The sequence below is a fragment of the Mycobacteroides sp. LB1 genome (genome assembly GCF_013449725.1).
Taxonomy (GTDB): Bacteria; Actinomycetota; Actinomycetes; order Mycobacteriales; family Mycobacteriaceae; genus Mycobacterium.
The window spans coordinates 354,877-372,656 of sequence record NZ_JACCFF010000004.1; the positions used below are offsets into that span (position 1 = coordinate 354,877).

13 protein-coding genes, 1 tRNA gene and 1 pseudogene are annotated in these 17,780 nt (G+C 59.3%); 9 read left to right on the plus strand and 6 right to left on the minus strand.

Features of this window, described 5'->3' with window-relative positions:
• The first annotated feature begins 240 nt into the window (after positions 1-240).
• Complete coding sequence (locus MLB1_RS17890) at positions 241-1,707, plus strand: sugar transferase (RefSeq protein ID WP_180751173.1); 1,467 nt, start codon at positions 241-243, stop codon at positions 1,705-1,707.
• A 12-nt stretch (positions 1,708-1,719) separates the two neighbouring features.
• Here the strand turns inward: MLB1_RS17890 and MLB1_RS17895 are convergent, their stop codons facing one another.
• From MLB1_RS17895 to MLB1_RS24135, 3 genes are all read right to left on the minus strand, one after another.
• Positions 1,720-2,802 carry a GGDEF domain-containing protein gene (locus tag MLB1_RS17895; protein ID WP_180751174.1) on the minus strand — a complete coding sequence of 361 codons (1,083 nt, stop codon included), beginning with the start codon at positions 2,800-2,802 and terminating at the stop codon, positions 1,720-1,722.
• A gap of 99 nt (positions 2,803-2,901) precedes the next feature.
• Positions 2,902-2,974: transfer RNA gene (locus tag MLB1_RS17900), tRNA-Arg, on the minus strand.
• Between the two features lie 188 nt (positions 2,975-3,162).
• Entirely contained in the window at positions 3,163-3,531 is a 369-nt protein-coding gene (locus MLB1_RS24135; RefSeq protein WP_255485996.1) for a hypothetical protein, read from the minus strand.
• Positions 3,532-3,831: 300 nt separating this feature from the next.
• On the opposite strand from MLB1_RS24135, the gene MLB1_RS17910 reads away from it, so the two are divergent.
• From MLB1_RS17910 to MLB1_RS17930, 6 genes and pseudogenes are all read left to right on the plus strand, one after another.
• A complete protein-coding gene (locus MLB1_RS17910; protein ID WP_180751175.1) occupies positions 3,832-4,005 on the plus strand; it encodes a hypothetical protein in 174 nt (57 codons plus the stop codon).
• A pseudogene (locus MLB1_RS24300) lies at positions 4,002-4,205 on the plus strand (helix-turn-helix domain-containing protein); the annotation flags it as partial. The gene MLB1_RS17910 and the pseudogene MLB1_RS24300, both read left to right, overlap by 4 nt.
• Before the next feature lie 114 nt (positions 4,206-4,319).
• Positions 4,320-4,604 (plus strand): hypothetical protein, encoded by a 285-nt coding sequence (locus tag MLB1_RS24140; RefSeq protein WP_255485997.1) that lies wholly within the window; start codon positions 4,320-4,322, stop codon positions 4,602-4,604.
• Between the two features lie 45 nt (positions 4,605-4,649).
• Positions 4,650-5,015: a hypothetical protein gene (locus MLB1_RS17920; RefSeq protein ID WP_219603244.1), complete on the plus strand. Its 366-nt coding sequence runs from the start codon at positions 4,650-4,652 to the stop codon at positions 5,013-5,015.
• A 61-nt stretch (positions 5,016-5,076) separates the two neighbouring features.
• On the plus strand, positions 5,077-6,024 hold the full coding sequence (locus MLB1_RS17925) for an FRG domain-containing protein (RefSeq protein WP_180751178.1): 948 nt from the start codon (positions 5,077-5,079) through the stop codon (positions 6,022-6,024).
• Between the two features lie 272 nt (positions 6,025-6,296).
• Positions 6,297-7,637: a hypothetical protein gene (locus MLB1_RS17930; protein ID WP_180751179.1), complete on the plus strand. Its 1,341-nt coding sequence runs from the start codon at positions 6,297-6,299 to the stop codon at positions 7,635-7,637.
• A 99-nt stretch (positions 7,638-7,736) separates the two neighbouring features.
• Here the strand turns inward: MLB1_RS17930 and MLB1_RS17935 are convergent, their stop codons facing one another.
• Positions 7,737-9,416 carry a hypothetical protein gene (locus MLB1_RS17935; RefSeq protein WP_180751180.1) on the minus strand — a complete coding sequence of 560 codons (1,680 nt, stop codon included), beginning with the start codon at positions 9,414-9,416 and terminating at the stop codon, positions 7,737-7,739.
• Between the two features lie 376 nt (positions 9,417-9,792).
• On the opposite strand from MLB1_RS17935, the gene MLB1_RS17940 reads away from it, so the two are divergent.
• Complete coding sequence (locus MLB1_RS17940; protein ID WP_371750648.1) at positions 9,793-11,598, plus strand: ATP-dependent endonuclease; 1,806 nt, start codon at positions 9,793-9,795, stop codon at positions 11,596-11,598.
• Positions 11,599-11,885: 287 nt separating this feature from the next.
• Here the strand turns inward: MLB1_RS17940 and MLB1_RS17945 are convergent, their stop codons facing one another.
• Complete coding sequence (locus MLB1_RS17945) at positions 11,886-14,120, minus strand: tetratricopeptide repeat protein (protein WP_180751182.1); 2,235 nt, start codon at positions 14,118-14,120, stop codon at positions 11,886-11,888.
• 905 nt (positions 14,121-15,025) lie between these two features.
• On the opposite strand from MLB1_RS17945, the gene MLB1_RS17950 reads away from it, so the two are divergent.
• The gene (locus MLB1_RS17950) at positions 15,026-16,306 is read left to right on the plus strand and encodes a hypothetical protein (RefSeq protein WP_180751183.1); all 1,281 of its coding nucleotides are present in this window, start codon (positions 15,026-15,028) and stop codon (positions 16,304-16,306) included.
• Between the two features lie 111 nt (positions 16,307-16,417).
• On the opposite strand, the gene MLB1_RS17955 is transcribed toward MLB1_RS17950, so the two are convergent.
• Entirely contained in the window at positions 16,418-17,689 is a 1,272-nt protein-coding gene (locus MLB1_RS17955) for an MFS transporter (protein WP_180751184.1), read from the minus strand.
• Positions 17,690-17,780: the final 91 nt, after the last annotated feature.

Here is a 17,780-nt window from a genome sequence, read left to right on the forward strand (position 1 = left end):
TGCTAGTGAGCGATACGTGATTGGTGTCCTGATTAGCACTACGCGAGGCGCGGCGATGTTTGTTAGATGATTCTTATTTACCTCCAATGAAACCTTCACCATTCCTTCCATTGAACGTGATCCCCGTCACGTAGCACGATGTGAATCGCTATGGAAACGTAAGCACGTAAATAGTCGGGTTTCTATTGCCGAAGTCGTCCATACGAATGACCGATATGAACGAACAGGTGAAGTGCACTTATGGTTATCAAGAGCGTCTTCAACGACAGAATTCACGAGACGGTGGGGGCACGCCCCGGCGGGCTGTTCTACCTGCATCGACGATGGGCCCCGGTCGCTGACTTGGTGGCGATCGCGCTCACGTCGTTCGTCTCATACAAGCTTGCGCATCACTTCCTGTCCGGTAGGCAGGACCTGGGTGGTTGGTATGTGGCGACAGATGTCGTGATCGCCGCAGTGTGGTTTGGCGCGCTGGCGTTGCACACTGTTGGCCCAGGTAAGGCGCTCCGTACCGTCCTGCACGAATGGCAGACGGTATCCAGCGTTACCTTCCAGCTGTTCACGATCGTGCTGCTCACGTATCTGATCTCGCGCATCGAGCTGATCGACATTTGGCAGGTTCTCATCGAGATACCGCTGGGTCTGTTCGGAATTCTCGTAGCCCGCCATCTGCTGCGCCGCATGTGGGGTTCGGAGAGTCGCACCTCCGTGCTGTTGGCGGGTGATCACGATGCCGTCCGCGAGATGGCTGCTGCGTTCCATCGTCATCGGGACAGTGGGTTCGAAGTGGTTGGTGCGTGCACCCCGCCCGCCGTCGCACGGTTCGACGTACCGGCGATCGAGGTAGGCGATCATCACGTTCCGGTCGTCGGTGACGATCGGAACGTGGTCGAGGCCGCGCAGCGGACATCGGCGCAGATCGTCGCCGTGGCAATGGCGAATGATCTGCGGCGTAAACAGCTTCCTGGCCTGGCCTCCGATCTCGGGGACCTGGGTATCGAGCTGGCCGTCTCGCCGGGAGATGTCGACGAATCCGCCATGACGACTGACGATCGGGGCCTTGAGCGGGTCCACATGTTGGAGATGCTGGCCCCGGGTCATCGTCGCGCACGATCGATGTCCAAGGAGGCGTTCGACATGGCGTTCGCGGCGGCCGCCATCTTGGCCACCGCGCCGGTGATGATCGCGATCGCGATCGCCATCAAGCTCTCCAGCGCTGGACCGGTGTTCTACATATCCGAGCGAATCGGCTTGAACGGGATGCCTTTTCGGATGATCAAGTTCCGCAGCATGTTCACGGGCGCCGACCGTGAAACGGCAGCGATGATCGACTCGGCGGGGAGCACTCCCGTCTTCTTCAAGGCGAAAGAAGATGCGCGGATCACCCCGGTGGGGGCGTTCATCCGGAAGTACAGCCTCGACGAGCTGCCCCAGTTCTTCAATGTGCTGTTCGGGGATATGAGCGTCGTCGGTCCGCGACCGCAGGTGCAGCGGGAGGTGGACGCCTACGACGACACCATGCGGCGGCGGCTCCTGGTCAAGCCCGGTGTCACGGGGCAATGGCAGGTCAGCGGCCGCAATGACCTCTCGGTCGACGAGTCGATTCGCCACGACATCTCCTACGTCGACAACTGGTCCATGGGCCTGGATATACGGATCATTTCGCGGACGGTCGGCGCGGTGGTGCGCAGCGAGGGCGCGTACTGAGTACGGTCGCTGTTATGTCAGGCTGCCGGCGCGAGATGAGCGGGCACGCTTTGCCTCGTACAACCTGAAATCCGCTTGTCGGGTGAGGGATTCGAAGTTGAAGTCCGCCGTATCGGTGGACGACCAGGCGACTCCGATGCTGATAGACACATTCGGTGAATCGGTTGCAGGCTGTGCGTGGCGGATCCGCTGGATGATGCCGTCGATGTCCTCGGCGCGGTCAACCAGCGCGACGACCATGAACTCGTCTCCGCCAATCCGCGCAGCGATATCACCGTCGCGGATGTTTGTGGACAACATTTCTGCGGTGGTCCTCAATGTCGCATCCCCGGCCTCATGACCGTAGGTGTCGTTGAGGTCCTTGAAATAGTCGATATCGATGACCGCTACAGAAACGAGCACGGGGGCTTTCCGTGCGCGCACTGCCAGCTCGATGGCGGTCAGCACGCCCCTCCGGTTCAGCAGACCGGTCAGTGGATCGCGATTCGCGGCGGAAGCGGTGGCCCGTGCCGATCTCCAGGCTGCTTCGATCACGGCCTGGATAAGAATCGGCAGGAGGACCATGGTGGTAAGCGCGGCCGCGTTATAGAAGAACTGATCGAGGAACGTCGCCGCACCGGTGTGGATGTTCCAGACGGTGATGGACGCGAACACCGCGGAAGCGAAGACACAGTGTGCGGCCAATATGCGCCACCCAAGCAGGAACGCGGCGAATACGCCGATCAGTCCCATGTACATGGCCGCGGACAACCGCATCGTGGCTCCGGCGTAGGTCCAGGGCGAGATCGCCATCGCAAGGTCCGCCCACACGACGAAGACGATCGCCATTCGGCGGCTCGGCCACGGGCGGACGATCCAGCACACACCGACCAGGAACGACGATGCTGTCAGCAATTCGTGGATCATCCGCCCCGTGCCCTGAGGCCCCAGCGGATGCATCTCGACGATGGTTCCCAGGGCCAGCATCGACATGCACAGCAATCCAATGGCTACCTTCAGATGCTTCAGGCTCCGGCGACCGAGGGCACGCGTGATGAATCGGTACTGGCCGGGAGAGCCGCTTAGTCCGGCTACGGATTTCCGATTGCTTGGCATGGCTAGTTGTCACCATATGTCGACGGTGAACCTGCCGCTATCGAGCGGCCCAGGAGGGTCTGACCGCCAGGTGCTGCCTGAGGCGATACAGGCGTGTTGTGCCCTCGGCAGGATTCGAACCTGCGACACCGGCTTTAGGAGAGCCGTGCTCTATCCCCTGAGCTACGAGGGCGGGGGACCGGATGGAATCGTGGATGAAAACCCATGACGATATCGGTTTGGGCGTTCGTCGGTTGATTTTGTGTAGTCCGCTGATCGTTTTGCGCACCCTACAGGGGAGAGGGCGCCCGGAGACAGCTTAGCGGCCCGAGGGGGTTAGAGCGGTGAGTGGGACAGCGAGACGATGGATTGTCGGCCCGGTTAAGTGTCGGATGAGGTTTGTTGTTGACGTAGCCATCGAGCCAGGCTGTTGCGACCGATAGCGAACCCGAGCATGACCAGATACTGGCGAGCCGCCGAGTAAGCGATCATGCGTCGGTTGTGCAGGGTCTGCTGGATGAGGTTGTTGATCGATTCGGCGTCTTCTCTCCAGCCGTAGCACCGGCGGTAGATGCCGTCTGCGCCGTTTTTGACGTATTGGCGCAGGTGCTCGGTGCGGTTGTAGTGGCGTTTGGCGTCTTCGTCGGTGATGTCCATGCGTTGGGTGTGGACGGTGCCGCAGGCTAGAGCGATCTCGATGTACTCACGGAAGGTGCCGTCGGCGTTGCGGCGAAAGAATCTTTTGGCCACGGGGCTGGGGATGTCGGTGGTTTCGCTGGTGTCGAGGATGTGGTGTTCGCAGATTTCGCCGCGTTTTGTCCACAGTTCATGGGTGTCACCGCAACTGCAGACGACGGTGGCTGTGGGAGTGGCTTTGGTGCCGCGGTGGGCGGGGCAGAATACGGTGAGGCCGCGTTTGATGAGTCGGTTTAGGTGTATTCCTCGGAGCGCGCCGTCGTAGCAGACTCCGTGCAGCCCAGTGGTTTTAGTGGATAAAATTTCCAGGGCTGCGGTGGCGATTGCGGCTTCGCCGCCATCGCATTTGGCGATGTGCCGGATGTCGAGAATGATTTGGTCGTTGCGTCGGTCATCGGCACGGACGGCGGCGAGCCAGAACTTGGCACCGAATACCGGTTCGGGGTCGCCGCCTTGGGTGTGGCGGTCGGCGTTGAGGTGACGGCCTTGTCCTCGCCATTTGTGTGCTGTTTTCTCGGAAACTGGTGAGGGAGCGACTTTTCCGTCGGCAGCTACGAAATTGGCGCGGTGCGGATTGCTGGTTGAACGTCCGCATACGCGCAGGCCTGAGCCAGCGCCAGCTCGCGCGGCGTCTCGGTGCTCCCCAGACCGCTGTCTCGAATTGGGAGCGAGGCAAAGTCTCCTTACCGCCCGATCGGCATGCCCCGTACTCAGCGGCGCTTGAGGTTTCGCTTGATCTCATAAGGTCGGCTGCCGCCGCTAGCGCCAGAGTCGATCTGCCGGCGCAGGAAAACAGCGAAGAGTCGTCGGCTGCACGAAGAGATAAACGGAAAGTTGCCAAGGTGACCCCCACTGCCAAGGAGATGGCAGGACGCAAACTGGGTTCGGCGCATATCGTGGCTGTTGCCGAGATGACATTCAACAACGATCAGTTGGTGGACAATCCGATTGTTAGTGTCTACTCGCCCCAAGGTGTTGACGAGAAGAAGTCACCTAGCGAAGATTTGGACGACATATTCGATCGGGTCGTTGAAAAGCTCGTTCGGTATGGTTTCAGGAAATGGTGCGTTCATCATGAGGCTCGGGTGATTATTGATGGCAAAGCGATGTATGCCGTACGTCATTAGAAGGGCGACGCAGACGAAGATCGGTGGGATGAGTCTCAGAATTTGATGGGTATCTTGACTCCGCAATTCTATCCCATCGGCCATCCCGATACTGTTGAGACCCTTTCAAAGAAATCCGAATTACGGCGAGAACTTCATGATCAACTTCCGGGTTCTGATGATCAGGAGCGCCTTTTTGTCATTGCCAGACTGACAGATACGGTCGGCTGGTTGGAAGATCAGGTCTTGTCATATTGCCCATACACGGTTGTCGTCATAGGGGGATCGAAATGGGACTATATTCCGGTGCTCTACGACCATACTGAAACTCGGGTGGCCCAGAGGAGTGTCACGTTTGAGGCGTTAGGTGTGAAGCGGAGTACAACAATGCAAGAGCTACTACGCAAGATGTCAGTAGCTGATTTTTCGTAGCTGAATACTATTCATCTGCTACCCGTGGACAGATATCTACTATCACTTATATGATTTCATCATGGCCGATTCACTAATGATGGTTCCTGCCGACCTCACATACATCGATCCGGGGCCTCTTCGTAGAGGGGATGCGTTTGCCCATTGGATCGATGTCATCAGTTCGCTCGCCCTTCGGTACGAGGAGGGGGCTTGGGATAGCTACCACCCCAGAACATACTGGCGGGGACAATCTCGCGCCTGGCAGATGGCACCCGGTTTACATCGACGAATACGGGTAAGGCATCAAGGGGACTTGTCTAATGACTCTGTTGCTTGGTTGTCCAGCGACTTAGTGGCAGGAGCACGTGCAATCGGATTGTTCCCGCATATGGTTCCCGCCCTGGGTGATATGCAGCTATTGGCATATCTTCAGCACCAAGGGGCGGCAACAGCCCTTCTCGATTTTTCCTCAGATTTCCTCACCGCCCTCGCAATGATTTGTTTCGACACCTCCGCATATGATGACGACGGAGTATTGATCTGTTACCGCTATCAGCCGTACAACGCCGCATATGTCCGTGCTTTCACCCGCGCAACACCAGAAACCGCTTTCGGAGGCGTGTCTAACAACCAGGTAAATCTGTTTCATGCACCGTACCTCACAGCCCGGCAGCATATTCAACGCGGCGTATTCTTTTTCTCCAATGTTATTGAAAGCAACAATAATTCGACAATGGCTATAGTCATCGAAAATCACACGGACTCGATCGAATCTTACTATCGAGAGCATCGAGTGAATGGCCCTTTGATGAGCAGGACGCATCCGATCGAATCAAACAAGTGCGCGGCAATTATCGTGCCCAAGGAACATAAGGAAGTGATGCGAGAATGGCTTCGAGTGCAGCACCAGCTTGATAATAACTATGTATATCCCGAAGCGCTGTCGCTCGATATTCACCGTCAATATATTCAAGAAAATTCTTCCGGCTCACCGTTGGGGTCCAATATGGGGCAGAAGCTTTTCTAGCTGGCCGCTGATCTCGAAGCAACAGACCGGTAGTGTTGATCGAATGTGACGTGTATGCAGAGACCCGGATGCTGCCGTGATACGCAGCCTTGAAGTGATGAAGGAACTGCGCCACCGGATCGAACTGGTCATCACCGCCGGAGACTTCTTGTGCTGGGATCTGCGCCCCATCGCGCAAACCGGTACCGATAATGTGCGCTGCCAGAAGGTGTGGAATAGGCGACGGCGGTGGGGGTCGTGCCCTGTCACCCGGCTGAAGCAGAATCGACCATATGGAAAGACGCGAGCCGACCCAGGAGGACATAGCACGTCAGCGGAAGCATTCGATCGGGCTGCGCAGTACACAGATCAACCGGGCCGTGCTGACTCAGGGAGTCTACGTGTTTGACGCCACTGTGACGGACAAGGGCGACGATCTCAGCACAGTTGTCAGCATCATCCCTGAGAAGGCCTCGTTCGCCACGCCGTTCGCCATCTACCACGCCGAAAGCGCCATTGCGGCAGATGCTTTCGGTAAGGCGCTGGGCGCCCATCGAATCCCGGCCAACTTCAAACATGACAGCTTCGAATTTCCGCTACACCGCAAGGTCAGTACATCCTGCAACTTCTCGCTGAGTGGCAAGAAACTCACCATCACTATGCACGGAACACCCCGGCGCACTGTGATGCGCGGACTGAAACTGGACTCCAGAGTCGTCTACTTTCTGAGGCTCACTGAGACTCTCGGCATCGAGATCCGACATGGCGACCAGACCTGCTATTTCGGAACTATCGTCCAGGAGGGTAGCGGGATTAGCAGGCCCGCCCTGGCCGCGCATCGCGGCACGGTCAACGCCGGTATCCGCGAGAAATCGAAAGACTGGGAGAGAGTGAACCCCTTCTATGAAAGCGTGTTCGTGGGCGGCGACGATTCCGGCGACGACCACACCTATGTCGGATATGCAACCCGTGACCGCGAACAATTTCCTCGCGGCGCCACCCGATCCACGTGCATGCACTGCGCCGCCGCCACGTCACTGACTATCGAACATTGCACCCCGAAATGGCTCGCCGATCGCCTCGCGGTAACCCCGGTGACGGCAAAAATTCTTTGCGAACCGTGCAATAAGACATTCGGTGCCGAACTTGAGGATCCAATCGCTGAGCTTTACGACACCAAGATGCTCACCGACCCCGCTCACCGAATCCTGGTCTCGCGCTGGGCTGTGAAGACAGCGATTATGCTCTCGGCGGTATCGAACGTGTCAATCCGGCAAGAACTGTTTGACTTCGTAGAAGGCCGCGAGACCGACTCGTCGGTTTCGGTGTACTGGTGTGACAACGCCCGATCGCTGCTCGACAGCGGATATCACTACGTGGTGACTAAATTTCGGCCCGAGTTGGCCGCCGACTCATTCCTGTTCGCAATGAGTTTCGGCGCAACGTCCTTTGTCGTTGCGCGCACACCCACCGAACTCGGCACGCTGCCGCTCATCGACCGGTGGGCGCCTAGCTTCTTGCCCGGTCAGGCCAGTGGCGAGGACATCAAGATTCACGACTGGATCATGCGGAACAAGTTCGGTGTCGATCTGTACTACGGAGGCTATCGAGACCGGCCCGCCCAGAAGCGCTGAGGTGCTCCATCATGTGAACTCGTGGAGGCGAGCCTGCTGCACTTTCCTGGTCACACAAGAGCCCGTTTAGGCCAACATGATTGGTGTTGACATCCGTGATTAGTAGCAGTCGCGGAACATTTTGCGGCGCCAGAGTCGCCGGTCTTTCGGCGCTTTCGTGTCGAGCGCAACCTCGGTTTCCACTTGCCAGGTCAGCACTCCAACGATTGTTACTTCGTCTGGTTTACGTTGGGCGTATTGCTGTTTAATGTCGGCTAGTCTTCTGTCGCGGAAGCCGAGGTCGGAGTTGAAGTAGGGCAGCGCAATATCGCATTCCTCCATGCTAAAAGCCTCTATCTTGCGGAATTCTTCCCGGAATTCCAGATATCGGCGGAGGTCATCGATTCCGTCGAGGCCGTGCAGGACGAGCAGCCAGGCGTGAAGGTCGGCCACTGCGATTCGTGTGGTATCCGCTTGCCCTGTCACGCGTTTGAGCATCCGGGGGTCACCCAGGGAGCTGTTGTAGGCGTGCAGAACCACACCGAGACCCAATGCGTTGGTGCCGTGGTATTCGGTGTCGTCGTTCCCGACGAGCGGGACGCCGTTGTCCAAGGCGGTCAGCCGCAGATGGAGCTGCTCGTAGACCTTCTTGAGTTCTTCCTCGTAGGTGCTGGCTGCGCTGCTGCCGGGGTTGGGTGTCTCGTATGCCTTGGCCTCACCGAGCAGTTGGACGGTGTTGCCGATCAGGGCGATATCGACGTCGGTCGGATCTTCGCCAGGCTTGACCTTGATCTTGTGCCCGTGGGGAATCGGCCGGCATTCGTGGCCGATGGCTTCGGTAATGAGGGCATGCACGGCCCGTTCGTAGAGCTCGCCCTTGGTGAGCTTGCCGGCGACTTTCTTGGCCGGTGGGTTCTCGTCCTTGCGTCGTTTCAGGAGGGTTTCGACGGCGGCGAGCAGGGGACGCTCCAGCGCGAACAGGATCTGCCCCGCGGGGCAGGGCAGCAGGCCGTCGTCGTAGCGCACGAACGGCTTGGTCTCCATCTGGTAATCCTCAGCGGCCTGCTCAAACGAGAGGTATTTGAGGGAGCCCTCGCCCTGTGCCATCAGCTCGGCCAGCTCGATGCCGCTGTCGACGGGGTCGATCGGCGGGTCGCCGTCGCGATACCGGCAGACGGTCGCGAAGATCCGGTCGAGGCTTCCGTACGTGAATTCACGGAGCCTGGAGGCGAATTCGGGGTCGGCGTGGATCTCGCGCAGAATTTGAGTCGCGATTTTCCGGCACGCCCAGTGGTAGCGGATGGCCATGGAGCTGGTGCGCGCCATGAACAAGCGGCCGGGCATGGCGTCGACCGCGAGCGCCAGGTCGGGATCGTCGGTGTCGTCGGGACGGTACACGTCGGCCAGCCATTTGAGCGGCCACCAGTGGGCTGCGCGGGTGTAGTAGTCGTTGATCAGGGCCGGGTCGAGTGAGTCCCCGGTGGCGGTGACTGCCAGTACCCATCGGGCGCGGTTGAGGAACCCTGTTGTGGTGAGCGCACCGCGGATGCGGGGGTCGATGTCCAGGGGGATCGCGGCCCGAGGGGACAGGGCTTTGAGGAGTTGATCGCATTCGGGTGTCAGTGCGGCGAGGGCTTCGAGGAGTTCGCCGTGCTGGAGCGGCAGACCGGGCGGCATGGGTGGCGGCTGCTGGCCGCGTGCCCTGGCCGCCCACACCTTTTTCACGTATTCGATGAAACCTTCGTGGCGGCGGCGGATCTCGGGCGGTAGGAACGGCAAGATCGCGTCCATATTGCTCACGCCATCGTCGCTGTGGTTTTTTCCAATCATTTCCGCCCCTGCTGATGTGTGATGTGGCACGGCCCCGTCGAGTTCGTGCGATTCCCTCTTGATTTGAGGTTTGCACGCCGATATGTAGGTGTCCACTGAATTCGCAGCCGGTGTGGCGGGTTTACCCGATGAGATACCGCCTGGTGACGTGGTTAGGTCTCGGGAGACGCTCCGTCTCGGATACGGCATCACGACACGTACACAAAGCCGCTGAGCCCGGAGACAGCTCCTTTTGTTGGCCACGTTAGTAACACGGGTGGCCGGACGAGTCCCGGAACGGATTGAGAGAACACGACACTGTTCGTGCCGCCCCGCAAGTAGGTTGAGCGGCGTGCATATCGATCGTGTGGACGTCGAGCGGTTCCTGGGGTTTGAGAGGCTGAGTATCGAAGTCGACCCCCAGCTGCAGCTCATCGCAGGTCCGAACAACGCCGGCAAGTCCTCACTTCTCCGTGTGCTTGAGGCGTTCTTCGCGGACCCGTCAAGAGCGGATCTCCAGCGGCTGAAACCCTTACACGATTACTACATTCAGGGCGGCCCGCGCATGATGTCGAGCATTCAGGTGCAGTTCGCTGGTCTGACCCCGGAGGAAATGGAGGCCTTTTCCGACACGGTGGTGAGGAGGAGCGGAACCTTCTGGGTCAAGATCTCTTGCACTCGCGGCGGGACGATCAGCTACCACACGAGCCGCAATTCATCACGCGCCAGCGACATCTATCAACGGGTGCTAGAAACCTTCAGCTTCGTCAAGATCCCATCTGTCCGTGTGAGCGAAACAGACCGAGGCGAGAACGACCAGTCGTTGCTTCGTCTGCACGAGACCCTCGAAGGCGTCCTGGTCCGCTCGGGCGGTTCGCGGAAGACGCAGCTGCAGAAGGAATTCGAGAATGCGATCGCTCCGGTCGAAGAACTCGTACACAGAGTGCTGAGCGAGTCGATCGAGGCAGTCGCCTCCGAATTGCCGTTCCGAGAGCGCGATCTCGGCATCAAGCTGCCAGACTCCCGGCACGCACTGCGCGGAATGCTCAACGAAGCCGTCATCACGAGCAAGGGCGAGATCGAGATCTCCATCGCTGAGCGCGGCACGGGGTTCCAGTCCGCGATGGTGCTCGGCATCCTCAGGTACGTCGCCTCTCGGAGTAACCAGACGGCAGGCAAAGTCGTGTTCGTGATCGAGGAGCCCGAGGCGTTCCTCCATCCACAGACTCAGCGTGCGATGGCGAAAATCCTCCGGGACATCTCCAGCGACGCACAACTCCTCGTGACGACCCACAGCCCGGTCCTCGTGGACTCCTTCTCCGTCCGCCGCATCGTCCGACTGCCACTGAGCCCGTCCGGAACGAACTACCAGGCGAGGCGACAAGAACTGTCGGAAGCCGAAGAAGGGCGACTGTCGAGAGACTGCGACGCGACCAACAGCGAATTGGTATTCGCGAACGCAGTGATCCTCGTCGAGGGGCACGGTGACAAACTGCTCATCGACTACCTACTGGAGAGGATCACAGGCGGGGCGGGCGGGCACTACGCCATCGGCATCACCGTGATTGAAGCGTCGAGCATCGACAACATCCCGCGTCTGCTCCGGCTCGCACAGCTCTTCGGAGTGCGGGCCTACTGCATCACCGACAAGGACGGGATGCACAAAGCTGGCGACGGCAAGCGCAAGTTGCTGGGGATCCTGAAGGCGAAGGATTCTCAGCCGTCGCAAGGCGAGCTCTCACGGCTGTGCGTCCTGGCAGACAGGCACGTGTCCAACCGGACGGCGGCGCTAGAGCATCAGGAAGAGCTGAACGCCAAGCTGAGTGCCTGGGACGTGTTCGTGCTTGCATCTGATTTAGAGGGCCTTCTGCTCGACACCGTCGGGCAGAAGCGCCTTGCCGAGAAGCTCGGTCCAGGCGGTGTGAATCAGCTCGACAGCGCGACCGCGACACGTTTCGCAGAAGGTGTCCAGGGCAAGGAGGAAATGACTTCTTGGCTTGGTTCTAAGGGCTGGAACTCCACGAACAGAAAGACCGGCAAGGCGAAACCGCATCTGCCGTCGGCGCTACTCAGGGAACACTTGAGCAAACGCACATCCGCGCCCCGTGCCATCCGTCCGCTGGAAGAATGGCTCCGAGGCATTGTCTCGGAGCATGAGCGATCACCGCTCTGAGTCACCGCGGTATGTACTGCACCGCGGTGACTCAGAGGTTCGTGCCGACACGAGCGTCGTCGCGCTAGGGCTGCGGGGTGACGGTTAAGGGAGCCAACGAGTTTGTTGAGTGTGTCGGCCGAGATGTGCAGTGGAGCTGGGGTCTTTTGGATGTACCGCCACAACGGTAAACGTTTATCTGGGGACTGCCGGGGACTGACGCTATCTCCACGATGCGGTGCCGCGGGTGCGGCGCTGCCCGAGGACGGAGGGTCGGACAAGATCCACGTGGGTGGCACGACATCAGTTCAATGAATGCCGGCGGCTTGCCGCGCTTGACTCTGGTGCCACCGTGTTCGATTGGCCTGATCGACTTGACCAGTCTGATCGAAGTACTTCAACGCCTCATCGAAAAGAGCGATGCCCCGCTCGAACTCTCGCAGTGAGCAGAGAGCGACAGCAAGATTGTTCGCAGCATCCGCGCAACCCTTCGCATCCAGCAGTGAGTTGCTGATTTTTCGAGCTTCGGTCAATGCGGTAACTGCCTTCACGGCGATCCTGGCGTCACGAGCACTCTCCGATAACGCAATGTAGGCGGCACCGAGGTTGCGTAGAGCCGTCGCTAAACCTGAACGATCATCAAGCTTGCGGCACAGGACAACAGCTTTCAGGAGCTCCGTGACTCCCTCGCCTGGTCGACCGGCCAGGGTGAGAACCGCACCAAGGTTGGTTAGAGTGCCTGCTGCGGGGTATGGGTGCGTCTCAGGCGGGCACTGCTGCAAGTCTTTGCGATAGATTGCAATCGCCACGTCCAATTGACCTTGTTCCTGGAGCAGGTTGCCAATGTTGCTTCGTGCTCCGCTTGCTCGATCAAAGTCGCCGAGCGACTCGTACATCGCGACAGCTTCCTCGAGGACCTTTTGACATTCTTGGTACTTGCGTTGCATGCGAAGCGACGTGCCGAAGTTGCTCAGCGCACTCGCCGCGATGAGCTGAGGCGGAACGCGGGTCGCGATGGATGCTGTGGTAGCAGCGACGCTGTAGAAGTCGTCACGCCAGTGAGCCTGCCTTCTCAGTAGATCGCCAAGGACAACGCCGAACTCCAGGGAAATGCCCTGGTAGCCATCACGTTCGGCGATGGTGGTGATGATCGAAATTGCCGTTGCTCGTTCAGCTTCGAACCATTTTGCGGCGTGAGTGGGGGTTTCGAAAACCTTGCGAGTAGTCTCCGAAGCCACAGCGGTGAGCCATTCAAACGCCGCAACAATGCCAACGCCATAGCGTTCAACCACGTTCTTGAGCGCACGGTTCGCGTCTTCTGGATCTCGCGAGGCCATTTCGGTGGCGAAGATTCGCACGAGGTCATGCATGCTCCATCGATTCGCAACATGTTGCTGTACAAGATGCGAACGTACCAAGGCCATCAGCTGCGGACGAACGGCCGCCACATCCGCATCAACCAGCCAACGGGCAGCATCGATGCCGACATCCCCTCCAGGAACCTGCGACAACAATCTGAATAGTCGCTGCAAATTGTCTGGTAATCGCTTATACGACAATGCAAGTGCGGCTCGCACAGAAAGTTGATCATCGTAATGTAGTGAGTCCAAACGATGCTCTTCGGCTCGGAGTTCTGATTCAAATTCGCGTATCGGCCGCGATGGTTCATCGACAATTAATGAGGCAATGATCTGTAGCGCCAACGGTAGACGGTCGCACAGTTCCGCCAATCGCTCGCTGGCTTCGCCATCCGACTCGACGCGCGTATCGCCATCTATCTGGATCTCTTGCTTCAGGAGATCCACCGCGTCCCGGATCGGAAGTACATCGAGTTCGACGGAGAGGCGATTCCTCTTGTGTGGGAAGGTATCACGGGTAGTCACCACCGTCCGATGCTGCGGACTGGTGGGGATCAGCCCCTCGATCTGCGAGCGGTCACTGACATTGTCTAACCAGATCAGGACTGCTTGTCCGGCAGCTGCACGACCGTCGAGAACCTCGTGATACAACTTCGCACGTTCCGTCACCGATTCGGGTATCTGCTGGCCAGAAAGCCCCAACGCTTGAAGCAAAGGCCCGTACATCTCCGCAGGTTGAACGTGGTCCGCTGCCGCATCGTCGTATCCATGCATATCTGCGAAAAGAGCTTCATGGAAAGGGTTTTGATCGATAGAACTAAGTGCCACCTGCCGCACAAGTGCTGTTTTCCCAACGCCGGGCGCACCAACGACGACTGCGACCGAGGGTCCACCAAGAGTGGGCTCATCGAGGAGGAAACCTGACAGAGCCGCCAGCTGCTCCTGGCGGCCGACGAATGTTGCAGTGGCAGACTGCAGCGCCACAATCGGCAGAACTGACGTTGTGGCCTTCGGCGTCTGTGGCAGAAAGACATTCAGGCTGCCCACGCCGCCTATCGCAACTGCGCCGGCATCCGCGATATTGAGTTGCCCCACTCTACCGATGGCGGTGGAGTTGTTGTCCGCCTTGATCTCTATTTGAGCCCCGGGATTGCTCCGGGTTCCGCTATCTGCGCCGGTGCTCATCTTTTATCGGTCTTCGTCCGAGCACGAATGGCTCTCAACATCCTCCGGTTGGGAAGAGCCGCCTACATTGACTATCCCGTTCACATTCCATGCGGCGAACGAGTCTTTCGTCGCAGATATCGACACTCCGCTGTTAGTGATTGAGGTGTCACCGCTTTGCGCTGACGACACGGCGTTGTTCGAATTACCGCCGTCGACCCCTCTACTTGCCGTATCGGCTTGGTCAGACTCAACCGGCTTGGAGTGATGCCTTTCGATCCACAACTTCCAGGCACCGGAAGCCACCAAGGCAGCAGCGGAGCCTGCCGCTAACGCCCACCACCACAGCGATGGCTTATCTCCAGTCAGCTTGTTGATTGCGTACCCGCCAGCAAGAACCGCCAGTGCATCGATACTTAGTGGTACAAGGAACCGCCGGATGCGTGTCGATCTGGTCACTCTCGATGCCCCACTCTAGTTGTCGCTATCCAGAGGTCCTGGTGCGTTCCGGGCCTCACGATAAGTATGGCCACCACAACCGACAGCGCCGGTATTTAGGGAGATGCGGCATAAACGCGCGTTCGCATCTGCTGCAGCGCCGTGCGGGCCCCGTCACCTTGCCACGCGTTCCGAAATCAGCTCTCCCGCGTTCCAGAGCTTCGAATCTAGTGGGACGTCACCTGCATCAATGAGGTTTTCATCCGGTCCCCGAGGGCGGGGGACCTGTGTGAATAGGTGTCTAAAACTCTAGCGGGTCGGCGGGGATGCTTCGGACGTGGTTGGCAGTGAGTCGAGTGGCGTTGTCGGTGGTGCGCAGGGGACCGCCTGTTTTGCGGACCGCTAGGCTGCCCGAAGCTGTCTAACCACATTCCCGTGTCTACTGCTGGGGTCAAGGCACACAGCCAGCCCTCGGGGAGGGAAACGCAATGAAATCGCAATCGTCGCCCATGAAACATGGGAAGCTCGCTGCGGCAGGCAGATTCATTTCACGCTGCGACAGATCTTTGCATTCGCCAGAGCCGCTGGCCGTCTCATCCGGCTGGCTTTACGTTGCGTCAGCAATTTTCACCGGGCTAGCGGTGGTGGGCAAGGCGCCGCTCATCGGGGAAATCGTTCCCGTGCGCCTCGGCATCATTTACGTTTTCTGTGGCGTCAGCTGCCTGATGCCGTTGCTGTACAAGAAGTTTCTGAAGGTGTCGCACTTCTTGGTGGTCCCGATCCTGGCGGCGGTGTGGCTGACCGCAGTTGTCGTGCAATCCCGCCTTCTCAGCCACCTCCATAGCCAGGGGCGCGGCACCGATCAGGGCGACTGCATCACCGTGGGTGTAGGACGACTCCTTCATCGATCATGGCCGTACGACCGCGATCTAATGTGGAGTCACAACCCCATGAGCTGCGGTCCGGGATGGTTGGTGACTCATGCGCCTACGGTCTTCATCGGGTATCCGGCAACGATGGCCATGCTGTTCACCTGTGCCGTAGTGGTCGTGTATCTGGTACACGGATTTAAGAGTGCAGCCAACTTCGTTGTCTTGCTGGCAATTACCCCCGGATTCTGGCTGGCATATGCCAATGGAAACGACTTCGTCACATTCGGAGTTTGCGTCGCCGCGGTGTCAGCGCTTGCAACGGCCAACGGGCGCATGCAACGTTGGTTGGCCGCTGTCGGCGCTATCGCTCTCTCGCAGTTCCGCTTGCCCTTTGTACTGCTACCCGCGGCGATTCCACTCGATACGCCCCGCTTGCGTGAATATCGGAGTTTTACAAGACCACTTGCCGCTTTTGCGTGTCTTATGAGCATCGGCCTTTATGGGGTCTTCGCATGGTGGAGACCCGAGTTGATGTTGAGCGAGGGCCCATTTCACGTGCTGGAAAAATCAATGACCCTTGTCGGATTCCCCGGTGGCCGAATCGCGGTGATCGTCGCTTTCATGATCCTTACGGTCGTCATCGCGACCATTGCGCGCCGATTCCATGCGCGCTACTCCGCACTCGCGTACATCACGTTGACTCTCGTTCCGCTGTCGGTCGCTAGCTTGATCAACACGATCCAGACTCAGCGCAGTGTTATCGACGTCCTTGGGCACTGGGAAGGCGTGTCCTGGTTGACCGCTGTGGTCGCGGTTGCTGCCGGACTGGTGGGCTGTGGTCGTACGCCGGAACACACCGACCGAGACGAACACCTCGACGCCGTCAACTCCAGCTAGTGACTGTCATCGAGCCGTTAATGCCGTCGGCTGCCACTTCTACGACCTCGAGCGCCCACAGCTCAGAAGTGTTGCTGTCGCCGGTGGTTGCGCGCCAGTTGCGCGGCGGCATCACCCGTCTTGAGGGATAAACCTCTCAGGCCGAACGGTTTCGGTGGCCTCCCTGATGACGCAGATTGCGACGAGGCTTGCCGCACAGAACATCGCGCCAGCCAGCATGGGCATACGGGGGCCGCCGCCATCAATGGCGATTCCGCCGAACAGGGCGCCGACGGCGATTGCGCAGTTGAACACCAGGACGTAGAGAGATGTCGTTGCTTCGCCGCTCCGCTTGTCGCTGACCCGTAGCACGAGGGTTTGCAGCGCGACGGGCAATGCCGAATAGGCCGCTCCCCATACGGCCATCCCGAGCGCTATCACTAAAAGCGAATATGTGGGGATCATCATCAGCAGTACGCCGGCGGTCATTACCACGGTGAGCCCCGCCAGGACGGGCCGAATCGTGCGAAACCTGTTGAGCAGTGCGGCTGATGCGAAGTTTCCGGCGACGCCGGCGATGCCGTAGGACAGCAGGAGTGCTCCGATCAGCCCGTCATTGATCCCGCGTGCTCCGCTCAGAAACGGGGCGATGTAGGTATAGGCGCTGTAGTTGCCGATGACGACGCCGGCGGTGACGATCAGCGCTCTGCGAACGGACTTGGACTTCAACAATGGCACGAGGTCGGAGAAGGCAAAGGATCGTTGAGACGGGAGGGCTGGAAGCAGTAAACGTACGAGAACGAACGTGAGGGCGCACAGTGCCGACAGGAGCGCGAATGCCCAGCGCCATCCCAGGATGCTGCCCAGAAATGCGCTGCAGGGGACGCCGAGTACAAGCGCCAGGGAGATCCCGGAGAAGACGACCGCGGTGGCTCGCACTGCATCGCGATCGGCGACGAGGCGGATCGCCACGCCGGCGACGATGGCCCACATGAGTCCGTGGATCAGGCCGCAGGTGAACCGCGAGACCATGAACAGGGCGTAGTTGTGAGAGGCGGCGGACAGCGCATTGCCGACGGCGAACACTGCCAGGATCGTGAGAAGTAGTGTCCGGCGATCGATGCGGCCGGTGAGAACAGTGGTGGCGGGGGCCAGGAGCCCGGCGAGGACGCCGTACAGGGTGACGCTGAGCCCGGCCTGACCTTCGGAGACGTGCAGGTCGCCCGCGATGGAGGGCAGCAGCCCCATCGGTGTCATTTCCGTTGTGGTGACGGCGAATACCGCCACTCCTACTGTGGCGACCGCCATCCATTTGCGCGGCGTTGTCTTGGCTGTGGCCGCTGGTGTGTGATCGGCCGTCTGGGTAGGGGCGACCTGCGATAGGCCGCGAGGCCCGGCGGTCATGATGTGATCGCCAGGGCAGTGATGAACATGAGTGTTTTGGACGAAGACTGCCTCGCCGCTAGATAATGCACTGATCGCAGGATCGGGTACC

Bases quoted from the DNA above. Each gene is read 5' to 3' on its own strand.
- MLB1_RS17890 (WP_180751173.1), top strand. From the start codon at position 241: ATGGTTATCAAGAGCGTCTTCAACGACAGAATTCACGAGACGGTGGGG.
- MLB1_RS17895 (WP_180751174.1), bottom strand. From the start codon at position 2,802: ATGCCAAGCAATCGGAAATCCGTAGCCGGACTAAGCGGCTCTCCCGGC.
- MLB1_RS17920 (WP_219603244.1), top strand. From the start codon at position 4,650: ATGGGTATCTTGACTCCGCAATTCTATCCCATCGGCCATCCCGATACT.
- MLB1_RS17925 (WP_180751178.1), top strand. From the start codon at position 5,077: ATGGCCGATTCACTAATGATGGTTCCTGCCGACCTCACATACATCGAT.
- MLB1_RS17930 (WP_180751179.1), top strand. From the start codon at position 6,297: ATGGAAAGACGCGAGCCGACCCAGGAGGACATAGCACGTCAGCGGAAG.
- MLB1_RS17945 (WP_180751182.1), bottom strand. From the start codon at position 14,120: ATGAGCACCGGCGCAGATAGCGGAACCCGGAGCAATCCCGGGGCTCAA.
- MLB1_RS17950 (WP_180751183.1), top strand. From the start codon at position 15,026: ATGAAATCGCAATCGTCGCCCATGAAACATGGGAAGCTCGCTGCGGCA.
- MLB1_RS17955 (WP_180751184.1), bottom strand. From the start codon at position 17,689: ATGACCGCCGGGCCTCGCGGCCTATCGCAGGTCGCCCCTACCCAGACG.